General features: G+C 59.5%; 18 protein-coding genes and 1 pseudogene. 7 read left to right on the top strand and 12 right to left on the bottom strand.

Annotated elements, in window-relative coordinates; all coding sequences use genetic code 11:
- Nucleotides 1–78 precede the first annotated feature (78 nt).
- Entirely contained in the window at nucleotides 79–873 is a 795-nt protein-coding gene (xth, locus tag ATI02_RS03725; RefSeq protein ID WP_100845469.1) for an exodeoxyribonuclease III, read from the bottom strand.
- Between the two features lie 97 nt (nucleotides 874–970).
- On the opposite strand from xth, the pseudogene ATI02_RS03720 reads away from it, so the two are divergent.
- A pseudogene (locus tag ATI02_RS03720) lies at nucleotides 971–1,162 on the top strand (GNAT family N-acetyltransferase); the annotation flags it as partial.
- Here the strand turns inward: ATI02_RS03720 and ATI02_RS03715 are convergent.
- Complete coding sequence (locus ATI02_RS03715) at nucleotides 1,153–2,616, bottom strand: mechanosensitive ion channel family protein (RefSeq protein ID WP_100845468.1); 1,464 nt, start codon at nucleotides 2,614–2,616, stop codon at nucleotides 1,153–1,155. The pseudogene ATI02_RS03720 and the gene ATI02_RS03715 sit on opposite strands and share 10 nt — an antisense overlap.
- Nucleotides 2,617–2,855: 239 nt before the next feature.
- Here ATI02_RS03715 and ATI02_RS03710 point away from each other — a divergent pair, with 239 nt between their 5' ends.
- Entirely contained in the window at nucleotides 2,856–3,896 is a 1,041-nt protein-coding gene (locus tag ATI02_RS03710; RefSeq protein ID WP_100848419.1) for an IS110 family RNA-guided transposase, read from the top strand.
- A 338-nt stretch (nucleotides 3,897–4,234) separates the two neighbouring features.
- On the opposite strand, the gene ATI02_RS03705 is transcribed toward ATI02_RS03710, so the two are convergent.
- On the bottom strand, nucleotides 4,235–5,101 hold the full coding sequence (locus tag ATI02_RS03705; RefSeq protein WP_095188333.1) for a pirin family protein: 867 nt from the start codon (nucleotides 5,099–5,101) through the stop codon (nucleotides 4,235–4,237).
- Nucleotides 5,102–5,337: 236 nt separating this feature from the next.
- Here ATI02_RS03705 and dkgB point away from each other — a divergent pair, with 236 nt between their 5' ends.
- Nucleotides 5,338–6,141: a 2,5-didehydrogluconate reductase DkgB gene (gene dkgB, locus ATI02_RS03700; protein WP_100845467.1), complete on the top strand. Its 804-nt coding sequence runs from the start codon at nucleotides 5,338–5,340 to the stop codon at nucleotides 6,139–6,141.
- Nucleotides 6,142–6,145: 4 nt separating this feature from the next.
- Here the strand turns inward: dkgB and ATI02_RS03695 are convergent, their stop codons facing one another.
- The 8 genes from ATI02_RS03695 to ATI02_RS03660 all read right to left on the bottom strand — a co-directional run bounded on the left by ATI02_RS03695 (nucleotide 6,146) and on the right by ATI02_RS03660 (nucleotide 18,256).
- On the bottom strand, nucleotides 6,146–9,361 hold the full coding sequence (locus ATI02_RS03695; RefSeq protein ID WP_100845466.1) for a transporter substrate-binding domain-containing protein: 3,216 nt from the start codon (nucleotides 9,359–9,361) through the stop codon (nucleotides 6,146–6,148).
- A 1-nt stretch (nucleotide 9,362) separates the two neighbouring features.
- On the bottom strand, nucleotides 9,363–9,998 hold the full coding sequence (locus ATI02_RS03690; RefSeq protein ID WP_100845465.1) for a response regulator transcription factor: 636 nt from the start codon (nucleotides 9,996–9,998) through the stop codon (nucleotides 9,363–9,365).
- A 134-nt stretch (nucleotides 9,999–10,132) separates the two neighbouring features.
- Nucleotides 10,133–10,573, bottom strand: a complete 441-nt coding sequence (locus tag ATI02_RS03685) for an ANTAR domain-containing protein (protein WP_100845464.1) — start codon at nucleotides 10,571–10,573, stop codon at nucleotides 10,133–10,135.
- Nucleotides 10,574–10,775: 202 nt separating this feature from the next.
- A complete protein-coding gene (locus ATI02_RS03680; RefSeq protein WP_238156266.1) occupies nucleotides 10,776–11,117 on the bottom strand; it encodes a hypothetical protein in 342 nt (113 codons plus the stop codon).
- Nucleotides 11,118–11,305: 188 nt separating this feature from the next.
- The gene (locus tag ATI02_RS03675) at nucleotides 11,306–12,022 is read right to left on the bottom strand and encodes an MgtC/SapB family protein (RefSeq protein ID WP_100845462.1); all 717 of its coding nucleotides are present in this window, start codon (nucleotides 12,020–12,022) and stop codon (nucleotides 11,306–11,308) included.
- Nucleotides 12,023–12,165: 143 nt separating this feature from the next.
- Nucleotides 12,166–14,865 (bottom strand): magnesium-translocating P-type ATPase, encoded by a 2,700-nt coding sequence (mgtA, locus tag ATI02_RS03670; protein WP_100845461.1) that lies wholly within the window; start codon nucleotides 14,863–14,865, stop codon nucleotides 12,166–12,168.
- 1,438 nt (nucleotides 14,866–16,303) lie between these two features.
- Complete coding sequence (locus tag ATI02_RS03665; protein WP_100845460.1) at nucleotides 16,304–17,641, bottom strand: lysine N(6)-hydroxylase/L-ornithine N(5)-oxygenase family protein; 1,338 nt, start codon at nucleotides 17,639–17,641, stop codon at nucleotides 16,304–16,306.
- A gap of 132 nt (nucleotides 17,642–17,773) precedes the next feature.
- Nucleotides 17,774–18,256 (bottom strand): sigma-70 family RNA polymerase sigma factor, encoded by a 483-nt coding sequence (locus ATI02_RS03660; RefSeq protein WP_100845459.1) that lies wholly within the window; start codon nucleotides 18,254–18,256, stop codon nucleotides 17,774–17,776.
- A 321-nt stretch (nucleotides 18,257–18,577) separates the two neighbouring features.
- Between ATI02_RS03660 and ATI02_RS03655 the strand changes: the two genes are divergently transcribed.
- From ATI02_RS03655 to ATI02_RS03645, 3 genes are read left to right on the top strand one after another with little or no spacing between them, the layout of a single operon-like run.
- Nucleotides 18,578–19,747 carry an efflux RND transporter periplasmic adaptor subunit gene (locus tag ATI02_RS03655; RefSeq protein ID WP_100845458.1) on the top strand — a complete coding sequence of 390 codons (1,170 nt, stop codon included), beginning with the start codon at nucleotides 18,578–18,580 and terminating at the stop codon, nucleotides 19,745–19,747.
- The gene (locus ATI02_RS03650; RefSeq protein WP_100845457.1) at nucleotides 19,748–21,721 is read left to right on the top strand and encodes a MacB family efflux pump subunit; all 1,974 of its coding nucleotides are present in this window, start codon (nucleotides 19,748–19,750) and stop codon (nucleotides 21,719–21,721) included.
- 7 nt (nucleotides 21,722–21,728) lie between these two features.
- Nucleotides 21,729–23,123, top strand: coding sequence for an efflux transporter outer membrane subunit (locus ATI02_RS03645; RefSeq protein WP_100845456.1), 1,395 nt, complete (start codon nucleotides 21,729–21,731; stop codon nucleotides 23,121–23,123).
- A gap of 129 nt (nucleotides 23,124–23,252) precedes the next feature.
- On the opposite strand, the gene pvdP is transcribed toward ATI02_RS03645, so the two are convergent.
- Nucleotides 23,253–24,881 carry a pyoverdine maturation tyrosinase PvdP gene (gene pvdP / locus ATI02_RS03640; RefSeq protein ID WP_100845455.1) on the bottom strand — a complete coding sequence of 543 codons (1,629 nt, stop codon included), beginning with the start codon at nucleotides 24,879–24,881 and terminating at the stop codon, nucleotides 23,253–23,255.
- 222 nt (nucleotides 24,882–25,103) lie between these two features.
- On the opposite strand from pvdP, the gene pvdM reads away from it, so the two are divergent.
- Nucleotides 25,104–26,453, top strand: coding sequence for a pyoverdine-tailoring dipeptidase-like protein PvdM (pvdM, locus tag ATI02_RS03635; RefSeq protein ID WP_100845454.1), 1,350 nt, complete (start codon nucleotides 25,104–25,106; stop codon nucleotides 26,451–26,453).
- The last annotated feature ends 12 nt before the right edge of the window (nucleotides 26,454–26,465 follow it).

The following is a 26,465-nucleotide window of genomic DNA, read 5'->3' as shown; positions in this document are numbered from 1 at the left end:
CCGCAGGTCACTGCGTTGATGGTCGCCATGTATAAGGGATCGGGCACTGTCTTCAACAATTGATTTCACCAATCGCCTCTAGCGTTTCTTGCGTGAACCGATGCGAATCCACGTCGGCGCATGGTCGCTCGCATGCGGCTCGTTACGCACCCAGGCGTCTACACCGGCCTCGTGCAGATAAGGACTCAGCGCCGGGTTGAGCAGCAGATGGTCGATGCGCAGGCCGGAGTTGCTTTGCCAGTGTTGGCGGAAATAATCCCAAAAGGTGTAGAGGCGATCGTCCGGGTACAGCTGCCGCAGCGAATCGGTCCAGCCTTGATCCAGCAGTCGCTGATAACACTCGCGGCTTTCGGGTTGCAGCAAGGCGTCCTTGAGCCATGAGCGGGTGTTGTAGATGTCCATGTCCGTCGGCACGACGTTGTAGTCACCGGCCAGCACCACCGGGTGATCGCTGCTTTGCAGATCCTTCGCGTAATTGATCAGCCGCTCGAACCAGGCCAGTTTGTAATCGAACTTCGGCCCCGGCTGCGGGTTGCCGTTGGGCAAGTAAAGGCAACCGACCAGCACGCCATGCACCGCGGCTTCCAGATACCGACTGTGCTTGTCATCAGGATCCCCCGGCAAGCCGCGCCGGCTCTCCAGCGGTTGCGCATCGCGGGCGAGAATCGCCACTCCGTTCCAGGCGGCCTGACCGTGCCAGATTGCGCCGTAACCGGCGGCTTCCAGTTCGGTAGCGGGAAACGCGCTGTCGAGCGATTTCAGCTCTTGCAGGCAAACGATGTCCGGTTGCTCGCGCTTGAGCCAATCAAGCAGATTGGGTAGCCGCGCACGCAGGCCATTGACGTTGAAGGTAGCAATCCGCAGGTTTTTCATCGTCCGGGCTCCTGCCGTCAGGAATAAAAATAGTGACCCTGCGGCCACCGCACTGGTTGCATCGGATCGGTTCACCGCGGCGTAACAGGCGCTCGCCACCACCGACGAGAACAACCAGAAATCACGCAGCGCGATCCTGCGCCTCGGTGCGCAGCAGGAAGGCACCGTGCGCCACGAACGGATCATGCCGGACGGGCGCAAGCGCAACTCGGTGCGTTTCAGCATCATCGACGATGAGTGTCCGCAAGTGCGCCTGCACCTGGAACGGAAACTCGCCAGCTACGAGTAACGCCGGATCACGCAGGCGCGATTGCGCAACCACTGCAAAAAGCCTTTTTTCGGCACGACCGCCGGCTCGTCCTGAGTCAGGGCCTGGGCTTTATGCAGCCGGTAATCAAGCAAGGTTTTCATGGCATCGCTGATATCGTGACGGGCATCCAGGCACGGTTTCAGATAAGTCTTTTCGATGCGGTACAAGCCACAGAAGGTCTTAGCGATAAACGCGGCGGGCACCGACGAATCGGACAGGATGCCGGCCTCGCCAATCACTTCACCCGGCCCCATGCGCCCGGACTCGAACGGTGTGCCATGGCGCGTCAGTGTCACCGTGACCACGCCGGACTCAATGATGAACAGGTGATCGCTGACCTCCCCTGCCCCCAGAATCTGCTCGCCGGCACGGAAGGTTAGCAGGGTCATGTTCTGGCTGAAGGTGTCTTTCTCTTCCTGACGCAGCGTCGAGAAAATCGGCGAACTGTCGAGTAACGCACGTGGCCGGGACAGATTGCTTGTCGCATTGGGTTCGACACTCGACAGCAAATTGACCCCGGATGCCTGCAAGTGCCGATACGCCAGATCGAACAGTTGATTGCGCACCTCGCGTTTCTCGCTCATGGATGCGACGAAACCACTGATTTCGTACTCCACACCGCTACTGCCAGAGGCTTTCAACGCCACGCTCGGTGCCGGCGTGTCGAGCAATTGCCGACAGCCCTGCATGGCGCGTTCCAACGCATCGATCACTGAGTTTGGCCGCGAATGCGGGCTGACTTGCACCGTCACCGACACGCCGAACATATTGCTCGGTCGACTGAAGTTGATGATCTTGGCCTTGGCTGCCAGCGAATTGGGAATCACCGCCATGCTGCCCTGACTGGTTTGCAGACGTGTGGCGCGCCAGTCGATGTCGGTGACGCGGCCTTCGGTGCCGTCGATGGAGATCCAGTCATCGAGTTGATAGGGTTTGGTGGTGTTGAGGACGATTCCGGAAAACACGTCGCTCAACGTGCTCTGCAGCGCCAGACCGACGATGATCGCCAAGGCGCCCGACGTCGCCAGCACGCCTTTGACCGGCAGATCGAGCACGTAGGCCAGTGCCGCAATGATCGCGATCAAGAAAATCACCGCGCCGAGCAAGTCCTGCAACAACCGCCCGGTGTGCCCGACCCGCTGCATCATCACTGCGCCGATCAACACCGTCAGGGTGCGTGCGCCGAACAGCCACCAGCCAATCTGCAACCCGGTCGCTGCCAGGTGCAGCGGTACGTTGTCGGCCCACGGCGCGGGCTCCATCGGGTTGAGACCTTCGTTGAACAGCACAATGCTGAACAAGGTGAATATCAGCACTCGCACCAACAGTTTCCACTCACTGCCACGGGAACTGATCAGGCGCCACAGCCCCAGATCGAGCAGGATCAGGATCAACGCGCAAAACAGCGGGTGTTCGGTCAGCACAGACAGCATCAAACAACTCCGACGAAGGCCAATCGCGAGAAGATCGCACAGATTGGGACAGTGTAGGAGCAATTGATTTCAGAGAACGAACACCCGCCAAAAAACGCCACAAAACCTAATGTAATTGGATGGACTCGCCCAAGCCGAGGCGTCAATGCGCCACGGTGGCAGTCTAAACAGCCATCGACAGCGAGGGCGAGTCCATGAAAAATCATAGTTCGAATGATCAATCCCTGTCTTCTTCCGATTTGTCGGCCTGCACAACTTTGGCGGTAGATCTGGCCAAACAGGTCTTTCAGGTCGCTGGTGAAGATGTCCTCGGCCAGGTGCGCTATGAACAGCGGATCAAGTCGCGTGAGGCGTTTTATGAGTTTCTCCAACAGCTGCCGCCTCATGTCGTGGTTTTGATGGAGACCGGTCCGGGAGCTCAAGCCTGGGCCCGGCAGTTGCAAGACAAAGGTAATCTGGCGCGGATTCTTCCAGCCGGTTTGGTGACCACACACCGCAGTGGGCCTAAAAATGATCGCAACGATGCGCTGGCGATTCTGCGCGCTGGTCGCGATGAAAAAATCTGCGCGGTACCGGTCAAAAGCGTTGCTGCGCTGGCAATGCAAGCGCTGCATCGCGCCCGTCAGGGCTATGTGCGTCGACGCACGGCGGTCAGCAATCAGATGCGCGGCCTGCTGCTCGAGCACGGCGTGGCCTTGGCGCAGGGCGATGTTGCGATCAGTCAGAAGATTCCGCGGGTACTGGAAGATGCGACCCAGCCACTGCCTGGCCTGCTGCGTGAATTGATCGACGAACTGTTGGCTGAGTGGCGCCATTTGGGCGAGCGCATCGGCGTGTTGACGGGCCGCCTGGAAGTGGCCGCTAACGCCGACATGACAGCGAGGCGACTGATGACCGTGCGCGGCATTGGCCCAGTCATTGCCACGGCACTGGTGGCCAAGGAAACCAACCCTGAGCGGTTTCCCAATGCCCGCAAGTTTGCCGCGTACTTTGGCATGGTGCCTGACCAGCACAGCAGCGGGCAGACGGTCCGGCTGGGCGACATGACCAAGCGAGGTGATGTTTATTTACGCAGCTTGATGATCCAGGGAGCCCATTCGGTCCTGCAACAACTGCGACCTGATTCCCTGCAACCCGATGACCGCCGCTTGTTGCGGTGGATGAGCCGACTGGGCCGTAAGGAGGCTGCGATCAGGTTAGCCAACCGCAACCTACGAATCGTCTGGGTGCTTCTACAGAATGACCAGTCTTATCGTCGTCATGCTGGTAATGGTCAGTAAGCGACGATAAGCCACTGAGCGACCGAGTTCTGCCACCGAGGTACTGACTGTCCGACCCTTTGCTGAAAAAAATTGACCCCAGGTAAGACCGGCGTGGATTGATGCCTAAGCTCCTACTGGCCTTCGAGGCCTGACTGTAATCGGCATGCCACGAGCTCTTCCAATTTTGGCCAGAGGCCGAAGACGGCTTCCACGAATAGGCCTAATACATAGATGCAACGGGGCGACAGTTTTCAAAAAACGGGTAGACAGTGGGGGCGAGTCCATACATAGGAGCTGCCGCAGGCTGCGATATTTTTAAAGATCGCAGCCTGCGGCAGCTCCTACAGGGGTTAGTGTCAGGCATGCATCCGGCCAAAGCGCCCGGACTGGAAGTCGGCGAAGGCCTGATGGATTTCCTGCTCGGTGTTCATCACGAACGGGCCGTGGCCGACGATCGGTTCGTCAATCGGCTCACCGCTGAGCAGCAGCACCACCGCATCCTGGTTCGCTTCGAGGGTCAGTTGCTGGCCATCGCGTTCAAACAGTGCCAACTGCCCCTCACGCGCGACTTCATCACCGTTGATCTGCACCGTCCCTTTCAACACTACCAGCGCGGTATTGCGACCTTCGTGCAGATCCAGTGTCAGCCACTTGCCGGCATTCAGGCGCAGATCCCACACGTCGATTGGCGTGAAGGTGCGCGAAGGACCTTTCTGACCATCGAACTCACCGGCAATCAGGCGCAGATGGCCGGCATTGTCCTTGAGCGCAATGCTCGGAATATCGCCGTCGACAATCGTCTGGTAACCCGGCGCAGCCATTTTGTACTTGGCCGGCAGGTTGACCCACAACTGGACCATTTCCAGTTTGCCGCCGGTTCTGGCGAAGTTTTCCGAATGAAACTCTTCGTGCAGGATCCCGGAAGCCGCGGTCATCCACTGCACATCGCCCGGACCGATGGTGCCGCCACTGCCCGTGGAATCACGGTGTTGCACTTCGCCGTCATAGACAATCGTGACGGTTTCAAAACCCCGGTGTGGATGCTGACCCACACCGCGCCGTTCAGTGGTCGGGGTGAATTCGGCAGGCCCGGCGTGATCAAGCAAAAGGAATGGGCTGATGTGCTTGCCCAGGTTGTCGTAGGAAAACAGTGTGCGCACCGGAAACCCATCGCCGACCCAATGGCCGCGTGGGCTGGTGTAGATACCGATGATGTTTTTCATGGAGAGCTCCAAATTGATGAGTGACGCAATGAATTGATCTTAAATCCATGACGATCAATGCACTAGACGGCAAAAATCAGCCTCATCGTTCTATATGGAGAACAATTAACGCTGGCAAAACCCTGTAGGAAGATTCTTGACCTGAGATCAAAGGTGCTTTGCCCCACCAACGGTTTTTCTCACGGAAACAGACGCGGATACTCCTGCCCATTCCCACTGCAACCCTGGAGTCCTTCATGTCTGTCCCCGCTTTCGGTCTGGGTACGTTTCGCCTGCAAGGCCAGGTTGTCATCGATTCGGTGAGCACCGCCCTTGAGCTCGGCTACCGGGTCATCGACACCGCACAGATCTACGAAAACGAAGCCGACGTCGGCGCGGCGATCGCCGCCAGTGGTATCCCGCGCGAAGAACTGTTCATCACCAGCAAGATCTGGGTGGCCAATTTCGCCAGGGATCGCTTGATCGACAGCCTCAAAGAGAGCCTGCAAAAACTGCAAACCGATTACCTCGACATGACGCTGATCCACTGGCCGTCGCCGGCAAATCAGGTGCCAGTCGAAGAATTCATGGGCGCGTTACTGGAAGCCAAACACCTGGGCCTGACCCGGCAGATCGGTATTTCCAACTTCACCATCGACTTGATGAAACAGGCGATTGCCGTGGTCGGCGCCGACAACATCGCCACCCACCAGATCGAGCTGCACCCGTACCTGCAAAACCGCAAAGTGGTCGAATTCGCCCAGAGCCAAGGCATCCACATCACTTCGTACATGACCCTCGCTTACGGCGAAGTGTTAAAGGATCCGCTGATTCAGCAGATCGCCGAACGCCTGTACGCCACGGCCGCGCAAGTCACCCTCGCCTGGGCGATGCAATCGGGTTACGCGGTGATTCCGTCATCGACCAGACGCGCCAATCTGCAAAGCAACCTCAGTGCCACCGCCCTGACGCTGAGCGATGTCGACATGGCGCTGATCGCCTCGCTGGATCGCGGCCAGCGTCTGACCAGTCCCAACGGCATTGCGCCGCAGTGGGATTGATCGGTTAAACCTCAAGATGCCGCGCGAGACTGTGCAGGCTTTCGCGTAGCGCCTCGATCGCTGTCACGACAGCATCGACTTCGCTGGCGCGGCAAGCCTGCTCCAGTTCGGCGCAGGCACCCACCACCCGTGCGGCACCGACCATCTGCGCACCACCTTTGATGTGATGGGCCAGATCGCGCAGTGCTGCGCGGTCGTGTCCGCTGCGCAAATCGTCAAGACGACACAGGTCGCTGCGCAGGCTACCCAAGACTTCTTTACGCAGATGTGCGATCAGCGCGTGGTTATTGCCGGCCATCTGCTCCAGCGTGCTCAGGTCGAGTTCGCTCAGGGCAACCTCCACAATCGGGTGGAACACACGCTGACAATGGCCTGCGCCACTCAACGCCTGCTGAAGATCATCCAGGCGGATCGGCTTGAACAGGCATTCATCCATGCCGGCATCGAGACAGCGAACCCGCTCCTCGACCTGCGCATTGGCGGTAAACCCGAGAATCAGACAAGACGCCCGGCCACTCGTGGCTTCTTCGTCACGAATCGCCCGGGTCAGTTCATAACCGTTGCGCCGAGGCATGTTGCAGTCGGTGATCACCACATCGAATGTCTCAGTCCGCCAGCGCTCCAGGCCCTCATGGCCGTCCTCGGTGGCGACCGTGCGATGGCCCAGCTCACTCAACTGCCAGCACAGCAACAAACGGTTCACGGGGTTATCGTCGACCACCAGAATATCCAACGCTGGCGCAGCAACGATCAGCGTTTCCGAGGGTGAAGGGGATTGCGAAAGAGCGACCAGCAACGGCAACTCAAGTCTGACTTCGACTTGCGTACCGTGGCCCGGCTCGCTGTCGAGCCGCAACGTGCCGCCCATCATTTCGCACAGACTGCGACTGATCGCCAGGCCCAATCCGGAACCGCTGCGCCCCGATTGCCCATGATTGCCTGCCTGTACGAACGGGCTGAACAAGCGTTGTCGATCCTGTGCGCTGATCCCGATCCCGCTGTCCTCGATGACCACTATCACGGCCAACCGCTCGGCTGACGTTGCGCTCACCGCAAGCCGCAGGCTCACCTCGCCCTCCTCGGTGAACTTGATCGCGTTGCTCAACAGGTTCGACAGCACTTGCTTGAAGCGCGTCGGATCAATCAATACGTCGACGTCACTGCGCGCATCGAGATTGATGTGCCACAGCAACCGCTTCTGCCGCGCCAGCCCCTCAAACACCCGGCATACCGAGGTCACCAGTTCGCGCAGATTGGCCCGTTCCGGGGCAAGGGAAAGATGCCCCGACTCAATCCGGGCGATGTCGAGAATATCGCCGATCAGTGCCAGCAATTGCTGCCCGGCATTGGACGCCACCTGAATGGCCAGGCGATCGGTGACGCCCTCCTCAGCACGTTTCAAGGCTAATTCGAGCATGCCGATCAAGGCACTCATGGGGGTACGAATTTCATGGCTCATGGTCGCCAGGAACGTTGTTTTGGCCCGATTGGCATCGTCGGCCACGTCTTTGGCTTCCTGCAGTTGCTGCAGCCATCGCTGACGTTGACGAATCTGCCGGCGCTGGAAAACGATCCAGAGCAGCGCCAACAGCAGTAACCCCGCCGCGCCAGCAAAGCCAAGCAGAATCTCGCCGCGATGACGCAACCAATAGCTCTCTTCGGTCACGACGTCATGGCTCCAGCGCTCGACCAGTTCGTCCATCTGCTGCGGCGCGATGCTCAGCAATGCCTTGTTCAGAATCGAATGCAGCGCCGTGGCCTGCGGAGCGGAGGCCAAAGCGATAAGGGCCGGTTGATCACCGACGGTGCTGGTAATGCGCAGGCGCTCGCGGTAGTGGCGACCGATCAGATAACGTGCGACCAGCAACGAACTGACCGTCGCGTCAGCCTGACCTTTGATGATCCTCTCCATGCCATCGGCGGGGCTGCTGACCTCGATAATGCGTATTTCAGGTACCCGCTGCTGCACAAACCCGTGCAAAGGATGGCCACGATAAATCGCCAGGCGCTTGCCGGCCAGATCATCGAGCGTGCGCGGACTGTCCGTCGTGTTCTTACCGACCAGCACGAACGGATTGCTGACATAGGCCCGGCTGAATTGCAGTTCGGCTTCGCGCTCGCTGCTCGGCGTCACCACTGGCAAGACGTCAAGCTCACCGGTCTTGAGCTGAGCGATCTGCTGGTCGAGGGAACGTCCACGGATGAACTTGAAGTTCAACCCGCTGTGTTGACTGATCAGGTTGAGCAGTTGCGCAGAAAGCCCGTGAAGATTGCCGTTGGCATCAAAAAACGTCAGCGGCGCGAGGTCCTCGATGACACCGACTCGCACCGTCGGATGCTCGGACAGCCAGCGCTGTTCACTGGCACTCAGTTGCATCTGCGATTGAACGGCCATCTCGGCCCGACCGGCACTCCAGCGTTGCTCGATAAGCTGGCGCTGCTCCATCGCAATCGCCATCAATGCCTTGTCGACCAAACGCTTGAGCCGCACATCGCTACGCAGCAAGGCAAACCCGAACGGGTTGGCATCCAGGCCCGAAGGCCCGGCCAATTGCAGGTCGTTGCGATAATTGGTGTTGATCAGGTAATTGGCGCTGATGTAATCGCCCAGATAAACGTCACAGGCGCCGAACGCCACCGCACCGAGGGCATCCATCGCCGAGCTGTGCTGTTGCACGATGGCTTGAGGGTAGAGCGCCCGAACCATGGGCAGCGGCAAATAATCGTCGGCCATCGACAGGCACTTGCCCGCCAGTTCCGCCGGCAACGTTTCATCGAGTCGGGTCACCAGCATTGGCTGGTCTTCGGCGTAGGCTCGCGACAGGATCAATGCAGGGTCGGCGCTTTCAAAGTTGTTCGACGTGCCCAGCAGGTCCAGCTCACCACGTTTGAGCGCCATCAGCGCAGCATTGCGGTCGACGTAGCGCTGCACCTGAATCGGGACGTTGAGCAACTGCGCGATCAGATCGGCGTAATCAGCGGTCAGCCCTTCCAGCTCATGCCGGTTGCGCGTCAATTCGAAGGGTGGATAGTCGGGACCGGAGATGCCAACGCGCAACAGTGGATGTTCGCGCAGCCATTGCTGATCCTGCCCATCGAGACGAATCAAGGCATCCGGGCGAGTTCGGCTGAGCACCTCGAGAATGACCGGCTCATCGCTGGCACTGACCCACGAGCCGAACATCATCAGCAGCAGGAAAACGAATCGACACCGCGCCATGTCAGACCTCGCGGATCAGACCGTTACGCTTGGCAAGCTCGCGCACCATCATCAGTGACTTGAGCCCCAGCTTGGCCATCAGACGAGTCTTGTAAGTGCTGACGGTTTTGTGGCTCAGATTCAAGCGAGCGGCAATCATCTTGTTCGGCTCGCCCTCTGCCAAATGCACAAGTATGGTCATCTCACGATCGGAAAGCTGCTCGAGCAGGTGTTTTTCCGTCACCTGCGCTGAGCTCAAGCTGTGAATATTGTCCGGCAGAGCGCTGAAATAGCAATGCCCGGACTTTACTGCCTGTATGGCCTTGTACAACTGCTCCAGACTATTACTTTTGGCTACGTACGCCCTGGCGCCAGCACGTATGCAGCGCTCCTGGCAGTGCTCTGGCGGGTACGACGTGAATACCAGTATCAGGCAGTCGGGATAATCAGCCTTGATGCGCGGGATGAACTCGAGACCGCTTTTCCCCGGTAAATTGAGATCCAGCACCATCAGGCGTGGCCGATGTTCGCGAATCAGCGACATCGCTTGCTCGCCGTTGGAGGCTTCGTGAATTTCTGTGAATCTCTCGGCTAGCAAAACAATTCTGACGGCGGCACGCACCGCCGGATGATCGTCGACGATCAGCGCTGAACTCATGACCACTCCCAGGCAAATACTTGACGATGGCACCATAGATACGGACTACCCGCATACAGTGGCTGCGCAGTGACTGTTGCACGGAAATGGAAATACATCACCTGTCAGATCTGACAGTTGCGCCAAATGAATATTTATGCATTCGCTCGACGTTGCAGGGTGGGCTCATGCCTGACGCCCGACCAGAGGTGTTGCGTGGGCACATCGACCACGGCCATCAAGTGTTTGATGGACTGCGTGTTTGGCAATGACGCATGACTGATCTGCACATTGTCCTGAGCGAAACCTGAAGCCACCTGCAGCGGCGCCGAGGGTTCGTTGTAAATCAACGCGTGACGCACCTGTGGGTTATCGAGGAAGAACCCCAAGAGATCCAGCGCGCCGGAGGCCAGTTCGGCGTTGATGACCACCACGTCGAACGGTTCGCCGCCGTAATCCACCAGGTTCAACAGCTCGGCGAGGTTCTGCACCGGCGCAACGCGGTAGTAATCGAGGCCATTGAACAGACGCTCGATTTTCATCCGGTGAAAATGCTGCGGGTCGGCGATCAGGATACGCAGGGCTTTATTGATCATGCTCAATCTCCTGGTGGTCACGGTTTCTGGGTGGGCAAGACTACGCAAGCTTGAAAGCTGATTCTGTAGGACTTTTCCTAAAAAACCGGTGATTCCTCCGAGGTCTGCTGATCCGCAAAGGATTCGTACACCGACGCTTCACGGGCCGTAACCACCGCCTCCAAAGGGCAAACGTCAATGATTGACCTTCATCGGAAAGCACCTAAACCACGAGCTGTTCCAGCAAGGCGCCAAGCGTCTGTCGATCCGGCGTACGGATCAGACTCAATTGGCGGCGAGCGTTGGCGTAAATCGTTTCGGGTTGTGGCTGACCACGGCGCAGATCGTGAATCACCCCTTGGCGAATTTGCTTGTTGCTCTGAAAGAAGCGCACCGGATCGACGCCCATAGTGGCAAACAGTTCGCCGTTGATAATCATCAGATCGAAATATAGAAACGGGTCGTGAGAGTAGTGCGTCAGAGCCAGCAATTCTCGAAACGAACCGACTGGCGTGAGATTCCGACAACCAAGCTGGGTCAAGGTCTTCGCGATTCTGGTTTGCACAATGCTGTTCTCTTCGACAATCAGGAACCGCCAGCATTTGTAGGACATCGGTATAAACAGCGTCAGAAAAATGTACTGAGCACACTAAACAAATGTTTGTAGAACCTATGTAGGAATATTCTTAAAAACATTTGGTAAATCCCCGAAATTTGCCAAGAACAGCACCTTGGGAAATTTCCCGGGAAAGCTTACTCAGTGGTACTCGGACTCCAGAACGCCTGCACCACCAGCGATGACGTCGAGATCCGCGCCACCAGTGCATCCAGCTCATCACCATCAACCGAGGTGGTTGCCAGCGTCGCTTCGATCTCGATTTCATCGGCGCCGAAGGCATGTACGTCGACATCGCTGGCCGGGTAATTGCTGCGTTCCAGCTCCGCTTCAAGCAAGGCGAACACGGCTTTTTGCTGTGAGCGCCAGGCGATCACGTAAACGATGTTGGTGACTTCCGCCGAGACCACGTCCAGCGGCTGGCGGTTGATGTTGTTGACGATCGGCCGCAGCAAGGTGTTGGCGGCAAGGATGAACAGTGTGCCGAGCACCGCTTCGGCGAGCAGATCAGCACCCGCGCAGGCACCGACGGCGGCGGAAGTCCACAGGGTCGCGGCAGTGTTGAGGCCACGCACATTGCCTTCTTCGCGCATGATCACGCCAGCGCCGAGAAAGCCGATGCCGGAGACCACGTAGGCAACCACGCGCACCGCGCCTTCAGCGCCGGCGAGACGGTTGGCCATGTCGACGAAAATTGCCGCGCCAACGGCGACCAGCACATTGGTGCGCAGGCCGGCGGTGCGTTGCCGGTACTGGCGCTCGAAGCCGATCAGGCCACCGAGAATGAACGCGGCGCTGAGGCTGACCAGGGTGTCGAGCAGCGAGGTGATGTTGAGGTTGTTGATGGCTTGCATAGTCTTGTCCTTGAAAACATACCAATCCCCTGTGGGAGCGAGCCTGCTCGCGAAAGCGGTGTGTCAGCCAACAAAAAAGCAACTGACACGACGTCTTCGCGAGCAAGCCCGCTCCCACAGGGGGGAGCAGCGTTGTACTGCTGTTATTGCCAGCCGAACCGGCGGATGTAGAAGCCTTTAACCGCCTGGGTCAACGCCATGTACGCCAGCAGGATCACCGGCAAAAACACGAAGTACAGCGATGGCAGTGCCTGCAATTTGAAGTAGTGCGCCAGCGGGCCCATTGGCAGGAAGATGCCCACGGCCATGATGATCCCCGTCATTACCAGCAGCGGCATGGCGGCGCGGCTTTGCAGGAACGGAATCTTCGGCGTGCGGATCATGTGCACGATCAGCGTCTGGGTCAGCAATCCCACCACGAACCAGCCGGACTGGAACAGGGTCTGGTGATCCGGGGTGTTGGCATCAAACACGTACCACATCAAGGCGAACGTAGTGATGTCGAAGATCGAACTGATCGGACCGAAAAACAGCATGAAGCGCCCGACATCGCCCGGCTGCCAGCTTTGCGGCTTCTTCAGCATCTCCTCATCGACGTTGTCGAACGGGATGGCGATCTGCGAAATATCGTAGAGCAGGTTCTGCACCAGCAGGTGCATCGGCAGCATCGGCAGGAACGGAATGAACGCACTGGCCACCAGCACCGAGAACACGTTGCCGAAGTTCGAGCTGGCGGTCATCTTGATGTACTTGAGCATGTTGGCGAAGGTCCGGCGCCCTTCGAGCACGCCCTCCTCCAGCACCATCAGGCTCTTTTCCAGGAGGATGATGTCGGCTGCCTCTTTGGCGATGTCCACCGCGCTGTCCACGGAAATACCGATGTCGGCGGTACGCAGCGCCGGCGCATCGTTGATGCCGTCGCCCATAAAACCGACCACATGGCCGTTGCCCTTGAGGATGCGCACGATGCGTTCCTTGTGCGACGGCGTCAGTTTGGCAAAGACGTTGGTAGTTTCCACGGCCACCGCCAGTTCAGCATCGCTCATGCGCTCGACGTCGTTGCCCAACAACAGGCCTTGTTGCGCGAGCCCGACTTCGCGGCAGATTTTCGCGGTCACCAACTCGTTGTCGCCGGTCAGCACTTTTACCGCCACGCCATGCTCGGCCAAGGCCTTGAGCGCTGGCGCGGTGCTTTCTTTCGGTGGATCGAGAAACGCCACGTAACCGATCAGCGTCAGCTCCTGCTCATCCGCCAGGCTGTAGGTGTCGCGACCCTCTGGCATCGAGCGGGCGGCCACGGCCACCACGCGCAAGCCTTCAGCGTTGAATGCTTCGGTGACCTGACGAATCCGGGTCAGCAATTCATCGCTCAAGGCTTCATCGACGTCGCCGTGACGCACGCGACTGCACACCGCCAGCACTTCTTCCACCGCGCCTTTGCAGATCAGTTGATGCGGCTGGCCGTGGCCTTCGACCACCACCGACATGCGCCGACGATTGAAGTCGAACGGGATCTCATCGACCTTGCGAAAGGCCGTGCCGACTTTCAGTTCACGGTGTACTTCCACGTGCTCCAGAACCGCGACGTCGAGCAGGTTTTTCAGGCCAGTCTGGTAATAGCTGTTGAGGTAAGCCATTTCCAGCACGTCGTCGGAGTCTTCGCCCCAGACATCAACATTCCGCGCGAGGAAGATCTTGTCCTGGGTCAGGGTGCCGGTCTTGTCGGTGCACAGCACGTCCATGGCGCCGAAGTTCTGGATCGCGTCGAGGCGTTTGACGATGACTTTCTTGCGCGACAGAAACACTGCGCCTTTGGCCAACGTCGAGGTGACGATCATCGGCAGCATTTCCGGGGTCAGGCCCACGGCGATCGACAGCGCGAACAGCAGCGCTTCGGTCCAGTCGCCTTTGGTGAAACCGTTGATGAACAGCACCAGCGGCGCCATGACGAACATGAAGCGGATCAACAGCCAGCTGACTTTGTTGACGCCTAGCTGGAACGACGTCACTGCACGATCAGTAGCGCCGACACGCTGGGCCAGGGCACCGAAATAGGTACTGTTGCCCGTGGTGAGAATCACCGCCACCGCCGTCCCGGACACAACGTTGGTGCCCATGAACAGGATGTTGTCCAGCTCCAGCGGATTGCGCGTGTCGCGATCGGCCTGCCGCGCAAACTTCTCTACCGGCATCGATTCGCCGGTCATCGCCGCTTGACTCACGAACAGGTCTTTGGCGTTGAGCACGCGGCAATCGGCGGGAATCATGTCGCCGGCCGACAGCACGATCAGGTCGCCCGGCACCAATTGCTTGATCGGCAACTCGCTGCGCGGTGCGTCACGGCGCATCACCGTGGCGGTGTTGCTGACCATCGCCTTCAGCGCATCGGCGGCCTGATTGGATTTGCTTTCCTGCCAGAAGCGCAGCAGCGTCGACAGCACCACCATGGAGAAAATCACCACGGCGGCCTTGAGGTCTTCGGTCAGCCACGAGATCAGCGCCAGCAAGGTCAGCAGCAGGTTGAACGGGTTTTTGTAGCAGTGCCACAGGTGGATCCACCATGGCAGCGGTTGCTCGTGTTCGACTTCGTTCAGGCCGTATTGCGCGCGCAGGGCGTCGACTTCGAAATCGGTCAGGCCCTCAGGGTGGGTACCCATTGAAGACAGCAGCACACCGCTGTCGCAATGCGCGGCATCGACCAGCGTGTTGGCCAGGGTTGGCGGGACTTCACGGCTGACCGTGGTGTCGTTGATGGTTTCCAGCAAGGCCAGGCGACGGAAGTGCCGGGCGATGTGGCGGTTACGCAGAAAGCCTGCGAAAAATTCCTTGAGCGTAAGTTTCATGGCTGTTGCCCCTATGGTCAGCCGGGAAACCGTCAAGCAGGTACGACCGCGCCTCGTCCGCCGGAAAAACCGGCACGGCAAGGCTTGGCGCGCCGGTCAGAAAAGACAGGCGTGTCGATAGGGCTGCGATCACGACGATAAAGTCGAAATCACACGCTTTCAGTGTCGATGAGAAGGACGTCGGGGGCATGACCAGGGATTGGCCATGCACGGGATGCCGCTGCTCGCTGTTACGGCGAGACAACGGCACAAAAGAGGCGCGTTATCTTGCCGAGAATCTGCCGGTTACCGAGACCGGCCGACAACTGTCACTCGAACAAGTACCCACTGTGGGTCTCCGCTATTGATGAAAACGCGCGAAGCTTACGCCCCGATGTCTGGAGAGTAAACCCGCAAAAGGAGGTGTGTCGGGGAATGTGGGGGATGTTCAGGAAGGGTTCAGGAACAGAATGTGTGGCGCTTCTGATGGCCCCTTCGCGAGCAAGCCCGCTCCCACATTTTGTCCTGCGTACACAGAACCATTGTGGGAGCGGGCTTGCTCGCGAAAGCGGCCGGTCAGGCGCCGCTGAACTTAGCTGGCAGTCGCCAGCAGTAAATCGACCATCGAACGATGCCCACGGTGCTTGCCATGCTCATACAGCGAGCCTGCAAGGTTCAGGATTCAGATTTTATGGTGCTTTTGATGGCCCCTTCGCGAGCAAGCCCGCTCCCACATTTTGTCCTGCGTACACAGAACCATTGTGGGAGCGGGCTTGCTCGCGAAGGCGGCCGGTCAGGCGCCGCTGAACTTAGCTGGCAGTCGCCAGCAGTAAATCGGCCATAGAACGATGCCCACGGTGCTTGCCATGCTCATACAGCGAGCCTGCAAGGTTCAGGATTCAGATTTTATGGTGCTTTTGATGGCCCCTTCGCGAGCAAGCCCGCTCCCACATTTTGTCCTGCGTACACAGAACCATTGTGGGATCGGGCTTGCTCGCGAAGGCGACCGGTCAGGCGCCGCTGAACTTAGCTGGCAGTCGCCAGCAGTAAATCGACCATCGATCGATGGCCACGGTGCTTGCCATGCTCCTACAGCGAGCCGGCAAGGTTCAGGATTCAGATTTTATGGTGCTTTTGATGGCCCCTTCGCGAGCAAGCCCGCTCCCACATTTTGTCCTGCGTACACAGAACCATTGTGGGATCGGGCTTGCTCGCGAAGGCGGCCGGTCAGGCGCCGCTGAACTTAGCTGGCAGTCGCCAGCAGTAAATCGGCCATCGAACGATGCCCACGGTGCTTGCAATGCTCATACAGCGAGCCGGCAAGGTTCAGGATTCAGATTTTATGGTGCTTTTGATGGCCCCTTCGCGAGCAAGCCCGCTCCCACATTTTGTCCTGCGTACACAGAACCATTGTGGGAGCGAGCCTGCTCGCGAATGCGGTGTTTCAGGCAATGCTGATTCAGCTCGCAGTCGCCAACAACAGATCCGCCATCGAACGGCTATGCCCACGATTCTTGCCATGCTCATACAGCGAGCCGGCAATTTCATCGGCACGAATCGGCAACACCGACAGCAGCGTGTCACTCAGGCCATGGCTGGCCTGGCAGAAGCCCTGCATGTAGATGCCGGCCTTGCAGCGCTCGTCGGTGATCATTTTGTAATTGCGATCGACTTCGAAGTCGCCCAGGTATTCTTCCAGCGGTGCCAGCAGTTTGCGGTGCATCTGCCGCTCGTAACCGGTGGCCAGGACCACGGCGTCGTAGTTGCGCACAGTAACTTCGCCGGTGGCGTTGTTGCGCACGGCCAGTTCGATGCCGTTTTCGGTGGCGGTGGCGCTCTCGACGGTGGTCAGGGTGCGAAACGCATGACGGGCAATCCCGGAGACCTTCTGGCGGTAGAAGATGCCGTAGATGCGCTCGATCAAATCGATGTCCACCACCGAATAGTTGGTGTTGTGGTACTCGTTGACCAGACGCTCACGCTCGGCGCTGTTCTGCTGGAACACCAGATCGGTGAACTCCGGCGAAAACACTTCGTTGACGAACGGGCTGTCATCCGCAGGCTTCAGCGCCGAGCCGCGCAGGATCATGTCGACCTGCACAGACGGGAACGAATCGTTCAGGTCGATAAAGGCTTCCGCCGCGCTTTGCCCACCACCGATGATCGCGATGCTCATCGGCTGATTGTTCACGCACGGCTGCTTGGCCATTTGCGACAGGTACTGCGAGTGGTGGAACACACGGGCGTCGCCCTTCAGCACCTTGAACGCTTCCGGGATACGCGGCGTACCGCCAGCGCTGACCACCACCGAACGGGTGGTGCGTACATGTTGCTGGCCATCGCTGCCACGGGAAATCACCCGCAACGCTTCAACCTGATGGTTGTGCAGCACCGGCTCGATGGTCAGCACTTCTTCGCCGTAACGGCTCTGCTCGGTGAACTGTCCGGCGACCCAGCGCAGGTAATCGTTGTACTCCATGCGGCACGGGTAGAAGGTGCCGAGGTTGATGAAGTCGACCAGACGGCCGTGGTACTTCAGGTAATTGACGAACGAATAGGGGCTGGTCGGATTGCGCAGGGTCACCAGATCCTTGAGGAAGGAAATCTGCAACTCGCTCTGGGTCGACAGGGTATTACCGTGCCAGCTGTAGTCGGCTTGCTTGTCGAGGAACAGCACATCCAGCTCACCCTGCGTCGGGCCGCGCTCTTGCAGGGCGATGGCCAGTGCCAGGTTCGAAGGGCCGAAACCGACGCCGATCAGGTCGTGAACGATGGGCGATGCAATTGCCTGTGTCATTTCCAGTGTCCTCTGGATGAACCCCTCAACCACGGGGATAAAGCCTGAATGACCTGACCGGCCTGGAGCAGGACAGCAGATCGTCTGTTGAGTAGGAACGAGGACGGTGAAAAAAAATTTAACGAGGAAAGATCAATGGGCATCCCATTGTTTGATGCGCTGGCGGCAATGTTTCATGGCGTTGACGATGTGTTTTTCCACCAAAGCCTTGGAAATGCCGAGTTGCTCAGCGATTTCCGGGTGCGACAGACCCTCGATCTTGCGCAGCAGAAAACTTTCGCGGCACAGCGGTGACAACTCGGCCAACGCACGCTGGAGCATCGCTAGGCGCTGGCCATGATCGAGACTGCTGTGAGGCGACGGAGTGAAATAGCGCTCTTCATTGTCGAGCACTTCCAGCGGTTCGACCTGGCGCAGGGCGTTGCGGCGATGGTCATCGATAACCAGATTCAACGCGGTCCGATAGAGGAAGGCTCGGGGTTGCTCGATCGGCGTGCCGCTGGAGCGCTCCAGCACCCGCACATAGGCGTCATGCACCACATCTTCGGCAACCTGACGGTTGCCGAGCTTGGCGTTCAGGAAACACACCAGCTCGCGATAGTAGTTTTCCAACATGACTCCCGGCCGCGAAATGCGGTTTGTGTCCTTGAGCACACCGATTTACGACGGCGCAAAACGCAGTAGCAAGATAGTGGCAACTTGAGGCGCGTAATTTATAGTAATTCTCATATAGATTTAAAGTGGTGTTTGTCGTTGACCGACAAATAGTCCTGCTCTATAGCTGTAACTTCGTGTGTCCGCAGTTAAATTCCCCTGCACTTCCATCGTTTACAGGACAGCTCCCCGTGTCTGTCGCACCTTGCGACAGCGTTCAGTGCTGCCCGAAACTGTGTGCCAGCCGAACGACGGGCCGATTTCCACTGGCCGGAACCCTGCATGAAACGTCCCCGCCCCGCCCGACGCGCCCTGCTCGTAGTCCTCTGTCTGATCCCCGTTGTTGGCTTTGCCGCATGGCAAATGATGCCGCCGGGCCGGGATAAGTTCGCCACCGTGCAAGTGAGCCGTGGCGATATCGAAAGCAGCGTCACCGCACTCGGCACGTTACAACCACGCCGTTACGTCGATGTCGGTGCGCAGGCCTCCGGCCAGATTCAGAAAATCCATGTCGAAGTCGGCGATGTGGTCAAGGAAGGCCAATTGCTGGTAGAAATCGATCCATCGACGCAAAAGGCCAAGCTCGACGCCGGCCGCTTCTCGATCGAGAACCTCAAGGCGCAATTGCAGGAACAACGCGCCCAACATGAACTGGCGCAACAGAAATATCAGCGCCAGCAAAACCTCGCCGCCGGTGGCGCAACCCGTGAAGAAGACGTACAGACCGCTCGCGCCGAACTGAAAGCCACGCAAGCACGCATCGACATGTTCCAGGCGCAGATCCGTCAGGCCGAAGCCAGCCTGCGCAGCGATCAGGCCGAGCTCGGTTACACGCGGATCTATGCGCCCATGGCCGGCACCGTGGTCGCCCTCGATGCCCGCGAAGGCCAGACCCTCAACGCACAACAGCAGACACCGTTGATTCTGCGCATCGCCAAGCTGTCGCCGATGACCGTTTGGGCCGAGGTTTCCGAGGCGGATATCGGCCATGTCAAACCGGGCATGACCGCTTATTTCACTACCCTCAGCGGCGGCAACCGGCGCTGGAGCAGCACGGTGCGGCAAATCCTGCCGGTGCCGCCAAAGCCGCTCGATCAGACCAGCCAGGGCGGCGGCAGCCCGGCCAGCAGCAAAAGCGGTAGCGCCCGCGTCGTGCTTTACACGGTTTTGCTCGACGTCGATAACGGCGACAACGCACTGATGGCGGAGATGACCACCCAGGTGTTCTTCGTCGCCAATCAGGCCAAGGATGTCCTCACCGCCCCGGTGGCGGCCCTGCAAGGCAGCGACAAAGCCGACCTGCAGACCGCGCAGGTGGTTGCCGCCAATGGCAAGATCGAGTCTCGCGAGGTGCATACGGGTATCAGTGACCGCCTCAAGGTGCAGATTCTCGATGGCCTGAGTGAGGGTGATCACCTGCTGATCGGCCCGGCTGACGGCAACGGGGGTTAAATGCAAACGCCCCTGATCGACCTGCAGGACATCCGCAAATCCTATGGCGGCGGCGACGCGCCTGAAGTTCATGTATTGCGCGGCATCGACCTGTCGATCCACGCCGGCGAATTCGTGGCGATTGTCGGTGCCTCCGGTTCCGGCAAATCGACGCTGATGAACATCCTCGGTTGCCTCGACCGACCGACGTCCGGTGAATACCGTTTCGCCGGGGAAAACGTCGCCGGCCTCGACAGCGATGAACTGGCGTGGCTGCGCCGCGAAGCCTTCGGTTTTGTGTTTCAGGGTTACCACCTGATTCCGTCCGGCTCGGCCCAGGAAAACGTCGAAATGCCGGCAATCTATGCCGGCACGCCCGCCGCCGAGCGCCATGCCCGCGCCGCCGCCCTGCTCGACCGTCTCGGTCTCGCCTCACGCACCGGCAACCGCCCCCATCAACTCTCCGGCGGTCAGCAACAACGGGTGTCGATTGCCCGCGCCTTGATGAACGGCGGCCACATCATTCTGGCCGACGAACCGACCGGTGCCCTCGACAGCCACAGCGGCAAAGAAGTCATGGCGCTGCTCGACGAGCTGGCGAGCCAGGGCCATGTGGTGATCCTCATCACCCACGATCGCGAAGTGGCGGCTCGAGCCAAACGCATCATCGAAATCCGCGACGGCCTGATCATCAGCGACAGCGCAAAGGACAATCCCCAGGCCCAGACCAGCGCCAACCCCGGCGCTCTGCAAGCGGTCGATCTGCGCAAGCGTCTGGCCGAGGGTGCCGAAGCCACCGGCGCCTGGAAAGGCGAGCTGGTCGACGCCTTGCACGCGGCGTGGCGAGTGATGTGGATCAATCGCTTCCGCACCGCGCTGACCCTGCTCGGCATCATCATCGGCGTGGCCTCGGTGGTGGTGATGCTGGCGGTCGGCGAAGGCAGCAAGCGTCAGGTCATGGCGCAAATGGGCGCGTTCGGCTCCAACATCATTTATCTGGGCGGCGTGCCTCCGCACCCGCGCGCACCGCAGGGCATCATCACCCTCGACGACCTCGCCGTGCTCGCCACCCTGCCGCTGATCAAGCAGATCATGCCCGTCAACGGCGCCGAAGCCGTGGTGCGTTTCGGCAATCTCGACCACAACAGTTACGTCGGCGGCAATGACACCAATTTCCCGAAAATTTTCAATTGGCCAGTGGTTGAAGGCACTTACTTCACCGCTGCCGACGAAGCCAGTGGCGCTGCGGTAGCCGTCATCGGACACAAAGTCAGAAGCAAGTTGCTCAAGGATGTCGCCAACCCTATCGGGCAGTACATTCTGATTGAAAACGTGCCCTTTCAAGTGGTCGGGGTTCTCGCGGAAAAGGGTTCCAGCTCTGGCGATTCCGACAGCGACGACCGCATTGCCATCCCCTACTCCGCCGCCAGCACGCGCCTGTTTGGCACCTATAACCCGGAGTACGTCGCCATCGCCGCCGCCGATGCGCGCAGGGTCAAGGAAACCGAGCAGGACATCGAGCGGATGATGCTGCGCCTGCACAACGGCAAGAAAGATTTCGAGCTGACCAACAACGCCGCGATGATCCAGGCCGAAGCGCGCACGCAAAACACCCTGTCGCTGATGCTCGGTTCGATTGCCGCGATTTCGTTGCTGGTCGGCGGTATCGGCGTGATGAACATCATGCTGATGACCGTGCGTGAACGCACCCGCGAGATCGGTATTCGCATGGCCACCGGTGCGCGTCAGCGCGACATCCTGCGCCAGTTCCTCACCGAAGCGGTGATGCTCTCGGTGGTCGGCGGGATCGCCGGGATTGCCTTGGCGTTACTCGTCGGCGGCGTGCTGATCCTCAGCGACGTCGCGGTCGCCTTCTCGTTACTGGCGGTGCTCGGCGCTTTTGGCTGCGCGCAGGTCACCGGTGTTGTCTTCGGCTTCATGCCGGCCCGCAAAGCTGCCCGGCTCGACCCGGTCACGGCCCTTACCAGTGAATGATCGATCTATGAAACCGCGCCTCAGTTTGTTGACCGTTTGCCTGATCCTCAGCGCCTGCGGCAGTCCCCTCCAGCGTCCGGACAGTGGCTTGCAACCTCCTGCCGCGTGGCAGTCAGCGCATACTGCCAGCAGTGCTCGCAACAACCCGCAATGGTGGACGCAGTTTGGCAGCCCAGAGCTTGATCGTCTGATCGAACAAGCGCGCGCCGGCAGTTTCGACCTCGCCGCCGCCGTGGCCCGGGTACGCCAGGCCCAGGCCGGCACTGTGATCGCCGGCGGTTCTCAATTGCCTGAGGTGCAGGCCTCGCTCAATGCCAATCGGCAGAAACTGTTACGCGGCAACGGCTACAGTCAACTGGACGCCGACAGCAGTAACAAGGCTGTGGATTATTTCGACGCCAATCTGAATGCCAGTTACGAAATCGACTTTTGGGGTGGCAAACAGGCGTCGCGCGACAGTGCGCAATTTGCCTTGCAGGCCAGCGAGTTCGACCGCGCCACGGTGGAGCTGACCCTGTTCGGCAGTGTCGCCGACACCTATGCGCAAACCTTGTCGCTGCGCGAGCAGAGCCGCATTGCAGAACTCAATCTGGCCAACGCGCAAAGCGTGCTGAAACTGGTGCAAACGCGCTTTGACTCAGGCTCGGCCACCGCCCTGGAACTGGCTCAGCAGAAAAGTCTGGTGGCCGCCCAGCAACGACAATTACCGCGGGTGCAGCAACAAGCACGAGACGCTTCGATCAGCCTCGCGGCGCTGCTCGGTCGACCCGTTCAGGAACTTGCACTGAACCGGGAATCGTTCGATCAATTGCAATGGCCGGGAATCGCCGCCGGTGTGCCAAGCGATCTGCTCAATCGACGCCCGGACATCGCCCGCGCCGAAGCGCAGCTGGCCGCCGCCCAAGCCGACGTCAAAGTCGCCCGCGCCGCCATGCTGCCCACTGTCAAGCTTAGTGCCGATTTCGGCTCGGGATCCGACCAGTTCCGCGACATCCTGCGCAGCCCGTTCTACAACCTGACGGCCGGATTGATCGGGCCGGTCTTCAATAACGGTCGCCTCGGCGCTGAGCGTGACAAGGCCAGAGCCCGCCAGGAAGAACTGCTGCAAAACTATCGCGGAGCGATCATCAACGGCTTCGCCGATGTCGAAAAAGCCTTGAACAGCATTCGCGGTCTCGACGAGCAACGGCAATGGCAAAGCGAGGAACTGGGGCAGGCGCAAACCGCCTTCAACATTGCTCAGAGTCGCTATCAGGCCGGCGCCGAAGACTGGCTGACGGTGCTGGAAACCCAACGCACGCTGTACGCCGCGCAGGACTTGAATGTGCAGTTGAGATTGTCGCGAATGCAGGCAAGCATTGCGTTGTACAAGGCGCTTGGGGGTGGGTGGCAGGCGCTGTAGGTTCTCTGCCGGTCAACCCCCTTCGCGAGCAAGCTCGCTCCCATAGTGTTCAGGGGTGCTGCCGCTAATTACGGGTCAGCACAAAAACCTGCGGGAGCGAGCCTGCTCGCCAAGAACGATGGCGCGGTTTCAGGCCGAATTCTGTTTGGGTTTCAGATGACGCGCATACCAAGGGCGCTGCGGCACCTTGCGAAACAACGACGCCAACACCTTCTCGTCGTCACTGAAGGTGATGCGCAGTGCCAGTTTCATGGTTTCCGGATCCATCTCCACTGACTTGCCTGGTTGCAGGCCCGGCACCGTGCTGCAACCATGGGTGCTCGGCCCGAGCCACGGGTCGGCGACCTCAACCCAGCGCCCCGGTGCAAACCACGGCACACCATTGACCTGCAAGCGACTGACTTCGCCCGGATGGAAGCGTTCGTGCGCGCGGAACCAGTCTTCCAGACGATCATCGATCCAGCCATGGAACGCCCAGAACACCGGGCTCACATGAGAAGAGAAAGGATCACCAAGGAAATCGTTTTCAGCAGCGTACCAACGCGCGGAAAAATCGGCCGGATCACGCGCAAACGGTACCGGCTGGCCGTTGGAGGGATCGCGCGGCACAGACGCCCAGCGCATGTGCAACCAGTCGTGAAGCCCCAGCTCGACCTCCGAACCAAACTGCCCCAGAGTTAACTTGGCCAGGTAGCGCGGGTCACGGTAGCGCGATTCCCACACCAGGAAATTACTGTGATAAGTTTCGGCCGTCTTGATGTCGCTGACCCATTGCGAGTATTCGTCATCGTCCTCGGCCAGCCAGGTCGGCGGCAGTGAAGTGCCGTCGTGATTGTCGAAGTAATCGGCAAAACCCTGGCGATCGCGGATCAGTTCCGGCTGCGGCAGCGGAAAATGCTGCCACGACGGCAGATCCTGCATCGAACGCGCCGTGCCCAGCATGTGCCGGTGCATGAAAAAGAAATCGATACCCGAGCCATTGCGATCCTTGCGCGGGCCGCGGGCGTCGCGCTCCTTGTCACGCGGGCCGGGCTGCCAGCCGATACCGCGCAGGGCGCCGCGTTTTTCCTCGCTCAAGGTGTGCCACTTGTCACGACTGGCGTGCCAGAGCTGATGGAACAGACGGTGCTCGGGAGAAATCAGCCAGGCCAGCAACGTCGGGTTCAACCCTGCGCGTTCACGCGCCTCGGGGAACACTCGTTTGACAGCGATAAAACGATTGTCCTGCGCCGGTAGCATCAACGGTCGATCGAGGTTGAGGACGCGCCCGCTGAGGCTGCCGCTGCCGGCGTTGCCGAAACCGCCCCAGACCTCATCCAGCACCATGCTGAATTCGTAGTCCGGCGCACCGTCGGCCGCCGACATGCTGACCAGACGCCAACTCAACTGCGAAGCTTTGACATCGGCGAGGTCCGCGAGAATTCGATAGCGCGGCGCCTGAGACGAACGCAAGCGCTCGGCCGTGTCGAGAAAGCCGATGACGCCGCGCCCTTTGTGGGCAACATCGAGAAACACTTCCAGACCTTCTTTGGGCAAACCCGCGATACCGGCGTCATGACCCTCGAAACGAATCTGCCAGACACCGCGCAGCGCATCCGCCAGGCGTTGTCCGGCGACATCCGCGACGTCGAACGACGCCTCACCCGGGGTGATCGTCGGATCCGGCCTCGTCCATTCACGATGCCCAAAATACGCTGCAGGCACAGCGGCGCCGGTCAGTGCCAGGCCCGCCATGAACCATCGTCGAGAAATCGTCATTGCCCTACCTGTGTCAGCCATGAAGCAGGCTTTATCCAAGCTAGAACGTTTGTTGCGAAGGTAAATTTATGGCGCCCTGAAAAGATCGCAGCCTTGGGCAGTTCCTGCATCGCGCGCCGTTCTTTTCAGCCAGACCTAAATTACCCGGCAGCCCAGTCGTTCCACCCAGATAGCGAAGGCCCTTGCGCCTGCACCTCGACGGCGAACCTGACTGAGATGGCAATGACAAAACCACGTTCAAAAAAGGCTTTTTACATCGGCCTGCCGCTGGCCCTGGCGATCAGTGCAGCCGCAGGTTTTGCGATTTGGGAACACTGGTTCAAGGACAATCCCGGCTACCCGGTCAAAGTCATGCAGCAAGCCGATGAGTTGCAGGACCGCATCATTTCCTTCGATAGCCACATCACCGTGCCGCTGGATTTCGGCACAGCCGGCAACGAAGCCGACAAGGATGGCAGCGGCCAGTTCGATCTGGTGAAAACCGCCCGCGGGCGCTTGTCCGGTGCCGCCCTGACGATCTTCGGCTGGCCGGAAATCTGGAACGGCGCCAACGCCCCACACCGTCCGACCGCCGGGTTTGTCGAAGAGGCACGCTTCGAGCAGGAAACCCGCTACAAGATCATCAGCACTCTGGTGCGCGACTTCCCTAATCAGGTCGCCATCGCCTACACCCCGGACGATTTCCGCCGCCTGCATGGCGAAGGCAAGTTTGCGATTTTCATGAGCATGCTCAATGCCTATCCACTGGGCAACGACCTCAACGCCCTGGACAAGTGGGCCGCACGTGGCATGCGCATGTTCGGTTTCAGTTACGTGGGCAACAACGACTGGGCCGACTCCTCGCGACCACTGCCGTTTTTCAATGACACCCGCGATGCGCTCGGCGGTCTGTCGGACATCGGCAAACAGGCCGTGCATCGCCTCAATGATCTGGGCGTGATCATCGATGTCTCGCAGATGTCGACCAAGGCACTGGAACAGGTCGCGCAACTAAGTCGCGCACCGATCGTGGCCTCCCACTCGGCGCCACGGGCGTTGGTGGATATCCCGCGCAATATCAGCGACCAGGAAATGCAGCTGATCAAGAACAGTGGCGGCGTTGTGCAAATTGTCGGTTTCCCGACCTACTTGCGCCCCCTGAGCCAAACCACACAGGACAAGCTCAACGCCTTGCGTGCCAGGTTTGATCTGCAGCCACTGCAGGACCTGGAGATGGCGCTGATGCCCGGTGACCCGATCATCACCGTATGGCCGGAACAACGCTTTGGCGAGTACGCCGGCCAGCTCTACGCAATCGTCGACGAAGAACCGAAAGCCAACCTCAAGGACCTCGGTGACGCAATCGATTACGCCGTGAAGAAAATCGGCATCGACCATGTCGGCATCAGTTCCGACTTCAACGATGGCGGCGGTCTGGATGGCTGGAAGGACGTCAGCGAAGCACGCAACGTAACCGCCGAGTTGATCTCCCGTGGCTACAGCGAGGCCGACATCGCCAAATTGTGGGGCGGCAACTTCTTGCGGGTCTGGGAACAGGTGCAAAAATCCTCCAAGCCTGTCGTCAACCGCTGACACCTCTTCGAA

It is taken from the genome of Pseudomonas baetica (genome assembly GCF_002813455.1).
In the GTDB taxonomy this organism is placed as follows: domain Bacteria; phylum Pseudomonadota; class Gammaproteobacteria; order Pseudomonadales; family Pseudomonadaceae; genus Aquipseudomonas; species Aquipseudomonas baetica.
Note: the sequence above shows the minus strand (reverse complement) of the source record. Positions and strands in the feature narration are given on the sequence as shown.